The 12,662-nt window shown below is 46.9% G+C and carries 9 protein-coding genes and 2 CRISPR repeat arrays; of the genes, 8 read left to right on the top strand and 1 reads right to left on the bottom strand.

The annotated features are described in order from the left end of the window. The first annotated feature begins 29 nt into the window (after window positions 1–29). A CRISPR array of direct repeats spans window positions 30–609; the repeat unit is 33 nt; unit sequence GTCGCACTCCGCACGGAGTGCGTGGATTGAAAT. 335 nt (window positions 610–944) lie between these two features. The 7 genes from cas3 (at window position 945) to cas2 (ending at window position 8,956) form a co-directional block, all read left to right on the top strand. Then, the gene (gene cas3 / locus PRECH8_RS05625; protein ID WP_242457452.1) at window positions 945–3,395 is read left to right on the top strand and encodes a CRISPR-associated helicase Cas3'; all 2,451 of its coding nucleotides are present in this window, start codon (window positions 945–947) and stop codon (window positions 3,393–3,395) included. Window positions 3,396–3,434: 39 nt separating this feature from the next. Continuing rightward, the gene (gene cas5c, locus PRECH8_RS05630) at window positions 3,435–4,151 is read left to right on the top strand and encodes a type I-C CRISPR-associated protein Cas5c (protein WP_200966122.1); all 717 of its coding nucleotides are present in this window, start codon (window positions 3,435–3,437) and stop codon (window positions 4,149–4,151) included. A 63-nt stretch (window positions 4,152–4,214) separates the two neighbouring features. Further along, window positions 4,215–6,116 carry a type I-C CRISPR-associated protein Cas8c/Csd1 gene (cas8c, locus tag PRECH8_RS05635; RefSeq protein ID WP_200966123.1) on the top strand — a complete coding sequence of 634 codons (1,902 nt, stop codon included), beginning with the start codon at window positions 4,215–4,217 and terminating at the stop codon, window positions 6,114–6,116. After that, a complete protein-coding gene (gene cas7c, locus PRECH8_RS05640; RefSeq protein ID WP_200966124.1) occupies window positions 6,113–6,964 on the top strand; it encodes a type I-C CRISPR-associated protein Cas7/Csd2 in 852 nt (283 codons plus the stop codon). The genes cas8c and cas7c overlap by 4 nt, the downstream gene beginning before the upstream one ends. Continuing rightward, complete coding sequence (gene cas4, locus PRECH8_RS05645) at window positions 6,954–7,613, top strand: CRISPR-associated protein Cas4 (protein ID WP_200966125.1); 660 nt, start codon at window positions 6,954–6,956, stop codon at window positions 7,611–7,613. The genes cas7c and cas4 overlap by 11 nt, the downstream gene beginning before the upstream one ends. Further along, entirely contained in the window at window positions 7,614–8,645 is a 1,032-nt protein-coding gene (gene cas1c / locus PRECH8_RS05650; RefSeq protein ID WP_200966126.1) for a type I-C CRISPR-associated endonuclease Cas1c, read from the top strand. It abuts the gene before it with no gap. A gap of 20 nt (window positions 8,646–8,665) precedes the next feature. Continuing rightward, window positions 8,666–8,956, top strand: coding sequence for a CRISPR-associated endonuclease Cas2 (gene cas2, locus PRECH8_RS05655; RefSeq protein WP_200966127.1), 291 nt, complete (start codon window positions 8,666–8,668; stop codon window positions 8,954–8,956). Between the two features lie 170 nt (window positions 8,957–9,126). Next, window positions 9,127–10,244: direct repeats of the CRISPR family, unit length 33 nt; unit sequence GTCGCACTCCGTATGGAGTGCGTGGATTGAAAT. Between the two features lie 479 nt (window positions 10,245–10,723). Here cas2 and PRECH8_RS05660 read toward each other — a convergent pair. Beyond that, window positions 10,724–11,956, bottom strand: a complete 1,233-nt coding sequence (locus PRECH8_RS05660) for a helix-turn-helix transcriptional regulator (RefSeq protein WP_200966128.1) — start codon at window positions 11,954–11,956, stop codon at window positions 10,724–10,726. A 242-nt stretch (window positions 11,957–12,198) separates the two neighbouring features. Between PRECH8_RS05660 and PRECH8_RS05665 the strand changes: the two genes are divergently transcribed. Then, complete coding sequence (locus PRECH8_RS05665) at window positions 12,199–12,633, top strand: sugar-binding domain-containing protein (protein WP_200966129.1); 435 nt, start codon at window positions 12,199–12,201, stop codon at window positions 12,631–12,633. Window positions 12,634–12,662: the final 29 nt, after the last annotated feature.

The raw sequence follows: 12,662 nt of genomic DNA on the forward strand, positions 1-12,662 counted from the left end.
ATCCCCGGCTTGTCGCTCTGTGGATTGTAGTCGCACTCCGCACGGAGTGCGTGGATTGAAATCACTCTTTGCTGTCATAAAATTTCCGTTTTTGTTCGTCGCACTCCGCACGGAGTGCGTGGATTGAAATCAGGCGGTCTTAATGACATCTGAGGTAAGAGCCTGCAGTCGCACTCCGCACGGAGTGCGTGGATTGAAATTCAGATGATAAAGAAAACCGTTATATATGGAAAACGTCGCACTCCGCACGGAGTGCGTGGATTGAAATTAAAAACCATGAATGATATCGTTAAACGCAATTTAGAGTCGCACTCCGCACGGAGTGCGTGGATTGAAATGCTGATCGGGTTGTCAAATGAAACCAGAACCAGGTCGCACTCCGCACGGAGTGCGTGGATTGAAATGGAAGAAACCAGCGTACAAACCAGTACAGGTACCGTCGCACTCCGCACGGAGTGCGTGGATTGAAATAAGCATGTTGTCAAGTGTGGTGTAAGTCGATCTAAGTCGCACTCCGCACGGAGTGCGTGGATTGAAATCGTGATAGATTGGCACTTGGTGAGATGACATGGCAGTGTCGCACTCCGCACGAAGTGCGTGGATTGAAATCGGCGACCGCCGCGCACAAATCCGCCGACGAACGGTCGCACTCCGTATGGAGAGCCCGCTTCGGTACACTCCATACGGCTCTAACTCACTTCTCATGCAACGTGAGAAACTTTAGCTTCTTATGTCGTCTTGTTTAGAATCGCATTTATATCAGAATCATTGTGCCAACGATTACAACACAACGAATTCATGGATATCAATTCGAAAACCAAGCTAAATCTTAAAACTCCCCAGAAAGGGGTGTTTTTGACATATTCGCGAAAATTCTAACTAGATATGATGACTTTTGTCGCCAATATGGTAAAATAAAACTAATTATCCATGAGCAAGAGGGGATGACGGTGGTCTATATTGCCCATGTTCGGGAGTACGACAAGGCAATCCAATCCGTGAGGGACCATCTGATTGGAGTATGCCATTTAGCTGAACGGTACGGAGAGAAGCTGGGACTTCGATCTGTCGCAGGATTAGCTGGTCTGCTCCATGACTTAGGCAAGTACAGCGATTCATTCCAATCCTATATTCAGACCGCGGCTTTTCATCCTGAAGATTCTAATTATCGACGAGGAGAAGTTGACCACTCCACCGCTGGGGGAAAACTACTATTCTCCTTGCTTCACCATGAAGAGACTTCCTTCCATGAGAAACTGCTTGCCGAGATCGTTTCTAACGCTATCATTTCCCACCATTCGAATCTGCAGGACTATATTTCTCCGAATATGGATTCGGATTTCTTAAGAAGAGTGCGAGACAAAGAGTTGCCAGAATATGAGCAGGCGGTTGAACGTTTTTTTGAGGACACAATTTCTAGAGAAGAATTGTCTGACTATATCTCTGCAGCTGTGGATGAATTGCGTCAGTATACTGCTTATAGTCCGGAGCAATGTTTCTTCCTAAGCAAGTTCATCTTTAGCTGCCTGATCGACGCCGATCGGACGGATACTAGAAGATTTGAAGAACAGAGAGAGGCAGAGGGGAAGGACGAAGAAGGATCATCTCATGAGTATACTCAACAGACCTTTCTGTTCGAACGATATTATCATCGCTTGCTGGATCACCTGGCAGCTCTTAAGGACAACAACCAGGCCAAAGGAACGATCAACGAACTGAGAGCACAGATGTCGGATGCGTGTGATGAATTCGCTTCCAAACCTTCCGGCATCTATACTTTGTCCATCCCAACAGGCGGTGGCAAGACCTTTGCCAGCCTTCGTTATGCCCTTAAACATGCCCTGGAATTCAAGAAACACAGGATCATATACGTGGTTCCTTACACCACGATCATCGAACAGAATGCTCAAGAAGTACGTCAGATCTTAGCAGATGATGAACATATCTTGGAACACCACTCGAACATCATCGAAGATAATACGCTGCACATAGAACAAGGCGACGAAGCCGATGACGGGCTCATTACCCAGCGAGAGAGATTGAAGCTCGCTCGAGATAACTGGGACAGTCCAATCATATTCACAACTTTAGTACAGTTTCTGAATGTATTTTACGCTAAGGGGAATCGCAATACGCGCCGGCTGCATAATCTAAGCCATTCAGTGATTATATTTGACGAAGTACAGAAAGTCCCCGTACATTGCATTTCCCTGTTTAATGAGGCGTTGAATTTCTTGAAGCAAACCGCCCATTGCAGCATACTGCTTTGCACGGCCACCCAGCCGACCTTGGAACGCGTAAAGCATAGTCTTCTGAAAGATCGAGATGGCGAGATTGTCTCCGATTTGGAGTTTGTTTCCAAGGCTTTTAAACGGGTAGAGCTGGTGGATCGGATAGACAAGCCTATGACAAATGAACAATTAGCCGCTTGGATTCAGACGGAGATCGAAGAGTGGGGCAGTACGCTTGTTATCCTGAATACGAAGAAGGTCGTGAAAGATCTCTATCTCCTATTAAAAGAAACATCGATCCCGGTTTATCATCTAAGCACTTCTATGTGTGCATCCCACCGGAAGGATCAGCTGAAGGAAATCCGAGAGATGTTGAATCGAAAGATTCCATTTGTATGCGTTACCACTCAGTTAATCGAAGCCGGTGTCGATGTCAGTTTTCGCTGCGTGATTCGCTCTCTGGCTGGTTTGGACTCTATTGCGCAGGCAGCTGGACGATGCAATCGGCACGGAGAAGAGTTATCTCGCAACGTATATATCATTCGTCATGCGGAGGAGAAACTGAAGAGCCTTAAGGAGATTGAGATCGGCGGGAGTATCTCAGCGAGTCTGATCGGAATATTCAACAAAAAAGCTGAGAGGTATGGAGGAAGTCTACTCTTTCAGCGTGCGATGGAAGATTATTTTACCCATTTCTACAGGAAGATGGAATCGTCCCTTAATTATTATGTTCCCGAAGTGAACAATGAGATGACTAAGCTGCTTATGTCTCATCCTAAAGAGAACAGCTATATTAATCATTACTATAGGAAAACCGGAAAGCCGTTTCCTTTATGTTTGTGCGGCAGTTATCGAACAGCGGCAGAACATTTTCAGGTGATTGATGAGCCGACTACTTCGGTTATTGTCCCCTATCATCGAGGACGAGAGATCATCGCCCAACTGAACAGCATTGAATGGATCGAGGATTTGAACCAGCTGCTGAAGGAGGCGCAGCACTATATTGTTAATCTCTATCCGCAGGAATGGAGGATCCTCAGACAGGAAGGGGCGATTGTCGAACACCTGGATGGGATGATCTATGAGCTGAGAGAGAATTGGTACAGCAAGGAATATGGTGTTGATCTTATGGGAGAGGGGGAGTTGGAATTCATCAGTTGGTAGCAGCCGATACCGCTTACTTCAAAGGAGGTGAACACAATCATGCGCAACGAAGTGCAATTCGAAGTGTACGGCGATTATGCCCTGTTTACAGATCCTCTCACTAAAATTGGAGGTGAGAAATTATCTTACAGTGTCCCTACATACCAAGCCCTAAAAGGCATATTGGAGTCCATCTATTGGAAACCGACCATCATGTATATCATCGATGAAGTTCGTGTGATGAACCCTATTCAGATGGAATCCAAGGGCGTTAGGCCGCTCAAGTACAATACTGGTGAGAATGACTTAGCGAACTATACGTATCTAAGGAATGTTCGCTATCAGGTAAGGGCGCATTTTATTTTTAATCCCCATCGACCGGATCTGGCACATGACCGTATTGAAGGAAAGCATTACAGCATCCTGCAGCGGTCGCTGAAAGCAGGCGGACGCAGAGACATCTACCTTGGGACGCGTGAATGTCAGGGATACGTAGAACCCTGTGAATTTGGCAGCGGTGAAGGCTATTACGACGATGATGACCGTGTACATTACTTGGGCACGATGGTGCATGGATTCAACTATCCCGATGAGACGGGAGAGGACGAGCTCTCTGTGCGTCTATGGTCGGTTGAGATGGTAAGGGGCTATATCAAGTTTCCAAGACCTAAGGAGTGCAAGATTGTTCGCCCGATAAGGAAGATGCAAGCTAAGCGATTCCATGAAGGAAATGTCCAATCAGTCGATCAACTCTACCTTGATTTGGGGCTTGATTGAGGATACAGGGGTGCTTCAATCCAGTCATAGAGCAACAGGATAACTTCTTAGGAGGTGAGAAGGATGAGTTGGCTGCTTCACCTATATGAAACATATGAAGCCAATTTGGATCAAGTCGGCAAGGTTGTGAAGAAGCAGGATGATCGGGAATATACACTGCTTCCGATTTCACATACCACCCAGACAGCCCACATCGAAGTTACTGTCGATGAGGATGGAGACTTTCTGGATGCGAGGGCGTTGGATAAAGAAAACACGGTCATCCCTTGCACAGAAGAATCTGCGAATCGTACCAGCAATACTGTTCCCTATCCGCTTCACGATACTCTTTTGTATGTAGCAGGTGACTTTGTTAAATATAGCGGTAAGGTGGTCAAAAAAACAAAAAATTCACAAGAAAAACCCTTTGACATGTATATTCGCAATTTAGCGGATTGGGCCAATTCCCCGCACGCGACGCCCAAGGTGAAAGCGATCTATGCTTATCTGAGCAAAGGTCGCTTGATCGAGGATTTGGTGAATGCCGGCGTGATCTTACTGGATGATAACGGACACATGATCGAGAAATGGGATAAGAAATATGAGGAACGTTACGGGGAAAAACCGCCCATTTTCTCGTGCGGCGTAAGTGAGATCTATAAATCCTTTGTTCGTTTCAATGTCTTCATGCCCGACTCACCAGAGGATGTTTGGAAAGACCCGGATATGTATAACTCGTTTATTGCGTATTATCATGAGAAGCTTGGAGATCAAGATGTTTGTTATGTAACAGGAAAGAGGCTTCCCAGCACAGAACGTCATGCGGATAAGATTCGACATGCCGGAGATAAGGCTAAATTAATCTCTGCAAATGACACTTCGGGATTTACCTTTCGGGGACGTTTTTTGACCAGTAAGGAAGCTGTGTCGATCAGCTATGACGTTTCGCAAAAAGCACATAATGCGTTGAAATGGTTAATTCAACGTCAAGCCAAATCAATCCACAACCGAATCTTCCTGGTCTGGAGCAAGGATGACAGTCCAGTTCCTCATCCTAACGACGATGCAGTGGACTATATGATGCAGACGGGACGAGAAATAGAAAGGGAACCCGAAACGGGGCAGCTCTTCGCAGCCGAAGTCAGCAAAGCCATCGACGGCTATCGCCATGATCTAACATATCAGTCTGATGTCAACATACTCATCTTAGATTCGGCAACAACAGGTAGAATGGCTGTCTTATATTATCGACACCTTGATAAGGATCTGTATTTAAATCGACTTAAACAGTGGCATACATCTTGTGCTTGGGAACATAAGTACCGAAAATATAACAATCAATGGGTTACCTTCTACGGTGCTCCTGCAACGAAGGATATTGCCTTCGCTGCATATGGTCCGCGAGCCAGTGACAAAGTGGTTAAAGGCTTAGTGGAACGGCTTATGCCTTGTATCGTGGATCTTCGTTCACTTCCTATAGATATCGTCAGGAGTGCCTTCTATCGAGCTTCTAATCCGGTATCGATGGAAGTGTGGGAATGGGAAAAGACATTAAGCATCACCTGTGCACTGATCAGAAAGTCATTATTGGACAAAAAGGAGGAATGGCATGTGGCGTTGGATACAGAATCCAGAGATCGCAGTTATCTGTTTGGCCGTTTATTAGCCGTGGCTGATGTGCTTGAGCGAAGAGCTCTCGGCAAAGAAGAGACCAGAGCGACCAACGCGATCCGTTATATGAACTCATTTGCCCAGAGTCCAAGCCGAACTTGGAAGACGATTCAAGCGAGTTTGCAGCCGTATCAAGCCAAGTTAGGAACGAAAGCAGCGTATCTGTCCAGACTCATCGATGAGATCGCGGATCAGATGGATATCCAAGATTTTAACAATAAACCTTTGGACGAAAAGTATCTATTAGGTTTCTACAGCCAGCGTCGTGAACTGTATAAGAAAAATAATGAGCAAGAGGAGGAGACGAACGAATGAGCACTTTGGATCATAAGATTGATTTTGCGGTTGTTTTGTCCGTTACGAAGGCGAATCCGAATGGGGATCCTTTAAACGGGAATCGTCCGCGTCAGAATTATGACGGTTACGGTGAAATATCTGACGTAGCAATTAAAAGAAAGATTAGAAACCGTTTGCAAGATATGGGGGAGAAGATCTTCGTACAATCTGACGATCGGAGGACGGATTCCTATAACAGTTTGCGGGAGCGTGCAGAGGCACATCCAGAATTAGCAAAGATGTTGAAGGCCAAAAATACTTCCGTTGAGGAATTTACTAAGATTGCTTGTAAAGAATGGATTGATGTTCGCAGCTTTGGACAAGTATTTGCATTTAAGACGAACTCAGTTTCTATTGGAATTCGCGGTCCTGTTTCGATTCATGCAGCGACGAGTATCGATCCGATTGATATCGTAAGCATACAGATCACTAAGAGTGTGAACTCGGAGCCAAAAGAAACACGTAGTTCAGATACGATGGGCATGAAGCATCGGGTGGATTTCGGTTTGTACGTATTCAAGGGCAGCATCAATACACAACTAGCGGAGAAGACCGGATTTACAAACGAGGATGCGGAGAAAATTAAACAGGCTTTGATGACTCTCTTCGAAAATGACAGTTCTTCCGCTCGTCCTGAAGGCAGCATGGAAGTACATAAGGTCTATTGGTGGAAGCACAATTCGAAGTTGGGGCAATATTCCTCTGCTAAGGTGCACCGCTCCTTGAAGATCAAATCGCTGACAGAGCAGCCAAGAAGTTTTGAAGATTATGAGATTAGCCTGGAGCAGCTGGATGGGCTGCAGGTTGAGGTGATCGATGGGATCTAAAGAAGAGGATCGCTATCTGATGTTGTCAGGGCTCCAACATTTCCTATTCTGCAAGCGGCAGTGGGCCCTGATTCACATCGAACAGCAATGGGAGGAGAATGCTCTCACGGTAGAGGGGCAGCACCTCCATCACAAAGCGCATCAAGCCTTGCTGCGAGAGAAGCGGGGGAACAAACTTATCGTACGAGGGATGCCGGTTCGCTCTCATGAATTACAGCTTACCGGGGTATGCGATGTCGTAGAGTTTCATTTGGATCCCGAAGGAGTAGAGCTGGTTGGCGAAGAGGGAAGATACAAGGCCTATCCCATTGAGTATAAGCGCGGGAGGCCGAAGAAAGGACTGGAAGATGTTATCCAATTAGTTGCACAGGCGATCTGTTTGGAGGAAATGTTAGCCTGTCGGATTGATAAGGGGTACTTGTACTATGAACAAATCAAACATCGTGTCGAAGTACCGATCACCGAAACCCTTCGCGAAACGGTTCAACTTATGGCTAAGGAGATGCACCATTATTTTGATAAGCGTTACACCCCTAAGGTGAAAACCGGCCCCTTCTGCAACAATTGCTCTCTGAAGAATATCTGTCTGCCGAAGCTTATGAACAAGCGTTCCGTCAAAAGTTATATTGAAGGGAGGCTGAGTGAATAAGTGAGGAAACTGTTGAATACTTTGTATGTCACTCAGCCCGATGCTTATCTATCCCTTGATGGAGATAATATCGTATTGTTAAAAGATCAGCAGGCTCTGGGCCGCTTGCCTCTGCACAATCTGGAATCCATCATCACTTTTGGATATACAGGGGCAAGTCCTGCACTGATGGGATATTGTGCTGAACGGAATATTTCGATTACGTTCCTTACAGCGAGCGGGAGGTTTCTTGCTAGAGTAATCGGGCAAAGCAGGGGCAACGTAACGCTCCGCAAGGCCCAGTACCGCATCTCTGATCAAGAGCGAGAATCCGCTTTGATCGCGCGCAACTTTATTATAGGTAAGATCTATAATCACAAATGGATGCTCGAACGAATGACGCGTGACTATCCTCTCCGTGTAGATGTTGAACGTTTCAAATCCATCTCTCATCAGCTTGATGAGTATCTGTATGAAGCTCGCAGTTGTGAGAACTTAGAGACATTACGCGGTTTGGAAGGTCAGGCAGCATGGCATTATTACCAGGTCTTTGATGATATGATCCTGCAACAGAAGGAAAGTTTCACTTTTCACGGACGGAGCAGAAGGCCGCCCAGGGATCATGTGAATGCGATGCTGTCATTTGCGTATATCCTTCTGACTCATGATATGGCAGCTGCTCTTGAGTCCGTTGGTCTAGATGCTTATGTTGGTTTCTTGCACAGGGACCGTCCGGGAAGAGTATCTCTGGCCCTAGATATGATAGAAGAACTGCGTGGAATCTATGCGGATCGTTTCGTGCTTTCTTTAATTAACCGCAAAGAAGTGACGCCGAATGGTTTTTATCAGAAGGAGAATGGTGCGGTCTTGATGACCGATGAAACCAGGAAGTTGTTCTTGAAAGCTTGGCAAGCGAAGAAACAGGAGATGATCACGCACCCTTTTCTTGGAGAGAAGATTCCCTGGGGACTGGTTCCATATGTTCAGGCATTGCTGCTTGCAAGATATCTTAGAGGCGATCTGGATGAGTATCCGCCATTTCTATGGAAGTAGATGAGGGCAGGTGATGGAGTGTGTTGGTGCTGATTACGTATGACGTGCAAACTTCCAGCCCAGATGGAGCCAGGAGACTGAGAAGAGTGGCGAAGGTTTGTCAGAATTATGGGCAGCGCGTACAGCATTCGGTCTTTGAATGCATTGTTGACGCAGCACAGTTAACTAAGCTAAAGCTAGAACTTATGGAATTGATCGATCATGAAAAGGATAGCTTACGAATCTATCGATTAGGGAACAAGTATCGAAACAAAGTGGAACATATCGGTGCGAAACCTGCTTTGGATCTGGAAGGCACCTTGATCTTCTAATGGTGCGAACCCCAAGTGCACATGAAATCCCCGGGAGGTTCGCACCCCGCGCCGCTGTAGGGTTTGTGGCTTTTTTGATATAAAATCAAAGGAAAATATGGTATCCTAAAAAGGGGTTCGCACTTTCGGGTCCGAAAGGCCTTGTTGGACAAGGACTCTCAGATCCGGCTGTCGCACTCCGTATGGAGTGCGTGGATTGAAATGCATCATTTGACGATCACTTCCAATCCGTTGCCCGTCGCACTCCGTATGGAGTGCGTGGATTGAAATGCTTGTCCATTGCTCGAAGCTTTGCTGCGTTTTGTCGCACTCCGTATGGAGTGCGTGGATTGAAATATCACTGTCTTTTTCATTCGTCCATATGGTAGTGTCGCACTCCGTATGGAGTGCGTGGATTGAAATAGATGATAATAAACGTTGCTTATCGAAATCCCTAGGAGTCGCACTCCGTATGGAGTGCGTGGATTGAAATCTTGTCGAACAGAACTTGTCTGCCTTTCTGAATAGTCGCACTCCGTATGGAGTGCGTGGATTGAAATAGATACTGCTGACCGCGCTTTTCAGCTTCTTCGAGCTGTCGCACTCCGTATGGAGTGCGTGGATTGAAATTCGATGAATCGTTGGAGCGAACATGTAAACAACGTCGCACTCCGTATGGAGTGCGTGGATTGAAATGACATGTCGCGAATTCCTTGCTCCAGCTGAGCAAGTCGCACTCCGTATGGAGTGCGTGGATTGAAATAGATGATAATAAACGTTGCTTATCGAAATCCCTAGGAGTCGCACTCCGTATGGAGTGCGTGGATTGAAATCAGATTTAGAAAGTCTGAAAGCAAAGGACATGGAAGTCGCACTCCGTATGGAGTGCGTGGATTGAAATCCCCGACTGATGGAGGATAAGGGTGCGGATCGTCAGTCGCACTCCGTATGGAGTGCGTGGATTGAAATAAAAAGATCAGCAAGCATAACGAGCCGGCATTCCGTCGCACTCCGTATGGAGTGCGTGGATTGAAATATTAGTGCCGTCATCAAGTGGATCTTTCCGAGTTCGGTCGCACTCCGTATGGAGTGCGTGGATTGAAATTTTGATCCACTCCACGGTCTTAGGTACCGCATAGAGTCGCACTCCGTATGGAGTGCGTGGATTGAAATCCAACGGTCAGATAAATGATCGGCTTCATAATCAGTCGCACTCCGTATGGAGTGCGTGGATTGAAATATTTTCCGATACAACATTGCTGGTACGGAATTTCTAGTCGCACTCCGTATGGAGTGCGTGGATTGAATATAATGCCGAAATGGAAGAAACATACAAACCCCCATCCCATTCACCACAAAAAAATCCCCGCGAACAGGATGCTTTGATATCGCGGAGATTTTACGTTCCGTTATTTTTTACTTCGTTTCTCTTTTTTTGCTTGAAGCAATAACGATCTGCAAATTTCAACTATAATCAATGCTATTGTGAGAGTAATTTGCACCATATATGCGTCCCCAAAAAGCTTGAGATTATGATAGACAAACATTCCCCTTTCAAGAACTTGCTGCTACTGAACAGATGAAACGAAATAAAGCAGCCCCCCAACATCTGTCGAGGGGCTTTATTATGTATGTACGAAGCATGACAACTTATGATGGTGTTCGGTGCGTAATGGCGATCTTGCCATTCCAACACAAACCTCAGCAGAGCGAACTGCCTTGTCGCAGGACAGGCGGTTCCGTCCGCTGAGGTATTTTTTGCGCATATATAAGCAGGCTGTCTCCTTCTCAATGCCTCCGCCGTTTGGCGTATTGCGTGGGGGTTTCATTCATGATCTTCTTGAACACCTTGCTGAAATAGTTAAGGTCGTTGAAGCCGACCATAAAGGCGACTTCGGTGACGGATCGGCGGCTTCGCTGCAGGTAGAGGGCGGCTTCTTCGATCCGTTTGCGGTTGATGAATTCGGTGATCGTCATGCCGGTATCTTCCTTGAACTTCCGTGACAGATGGGAAGGGTTGACGTGGATATGCTCGGCGATCTCCTGCAGAGGAAGAGGCTGCCCGAGATTGAGCATGATATAGTCAACGGCTTTCTTGACGATGGCGCTGTAATTGCCCGTGGAGGTGCTGATGACCAGATCGCAATAGTCCATCACCATCGATTGGAACAAGTTTTTCAAGAGGGGAAAGGTACTCGTGCGCTCGACCAGGATGGCATAGCGTTCGGATAGATGATGCAGGTATACGGGATGCACACCGCTTCGCTCCGCAGCGATTCGACACATCGTGTTCAGCACGAAGCCGAGGTTCTTCGAAGTCCGAATCGGGTTTTCCGGGATGCGCTCAGAGAAGGCCGGCAGCTCGGAGAGCAGATAACTTACCTCGTGTTTGACACGTTCTTTGTCCCCTTTGGTGATGGCGTCCATCAAACGGTTCTGATGTTCATAGCGCCTTTCGATGATCTGATAACTTTCCTCCATGGTAACCGCGCGGAAATTCACCGGTTGATAAGGCTTCTGCTCTGCCGGCGGAATCTGCTGAGATTGAACGCGGGGATGCTGGCAGAGGTGACCAAGCAGCTTGCCGACATACGTATGTTCCTCGTCGCTCAGGATCGGCAGGGATTGATAGAACTCTTCGAGCAGCTGGCGGTCGCTGACAGCAAGCTGGTGGTCCATGATGATATCTTGGATCCGGTGGATCACTTCCTGGCTGGACAGCAGCGGACCGAGCAAGATCGCACCGGCGAGGGAGGCGGCTTCCCAGATGCCTGACGCGATATATTCCAGTCCGTACGGGCTGATGTGCTGATAGAACCGCTCCGGCTCATGCTGCCGCAGAACCCCCAGGATATGCTTGAAGTCTTCCTTCGGCTGTTCGAGTACGGCGGGAATCTCGTGAATGATGATTTCATTGAAGATGTCTCCGCTTTGATCGATTAGGCGGACGTCCATCTTCGTGACGGAATGAAGGATGTGCATGATCGGAACATATTCCTGAAAATCCGTATTCCCTTTCATTGGGACGGGGTACCCTCCTTAGGTTCTCCAGCATACAAAAAACGATGCGAATTAGCAAAAATCCTACGAATCCAGAAATAAAAATTCTAATATCATGCTACCACATCCTCTATAATCATACTATAACCAAATTAAAGCCCTTACATTGATAAAGATAGGCTAGAGTGAATTTTTTTGATCAGGCGAGCAAACAATGAGTCGTGAGGCAGAGTTTTCCTCAGATCGAAATGGAGGAGTAGCACATGTTGTATCCGATAACTACTGACAGCCGCACCGTACTGGATCTCAGCGGCATCTGGAAATTCATGATCGATGATGAAACCAAGGAAATTGATGTTAACCAACCATTACCTGCGCAAGAATTGATGGCCGTACCGGCTTCCTTCAATGATCAAGCGGTACTAGCCGAGATTCGCCAGCACAGCGGATATGTATGGTATGAGAGAGAATTCACCGTGGCGAAAGCGCTGCGTGATCAAAGATTGGTCCTGCGATTCGGATCGGCAACCCACGAAGCATGGGTCTATGTGAACGGCCAATTCGTCGTTCATCACAAGGGCGGGTTCACCCCCTTCGAAGCAGAGATCAACGAATACCTCGTCGAAGGCAAGAATCGCCTGACGGTACGCATCAGCAACATCTTAGACCACACAACTCGCGGTGCGGTTTTGTCCTAAAATTCGTATAATAGCAGGCAGTGATCAAA

The sequence above is a fragment of the Insulibacter thermoxylanivorax genome, from assembly GCF_015472005.1.
Classification (GTDB): domain Bacteria; phylum Bacillota; class Bacilli; order Paenibacillales; family DA-C8; genus Insulibacter; species Insulibacter thermoxylanivorax.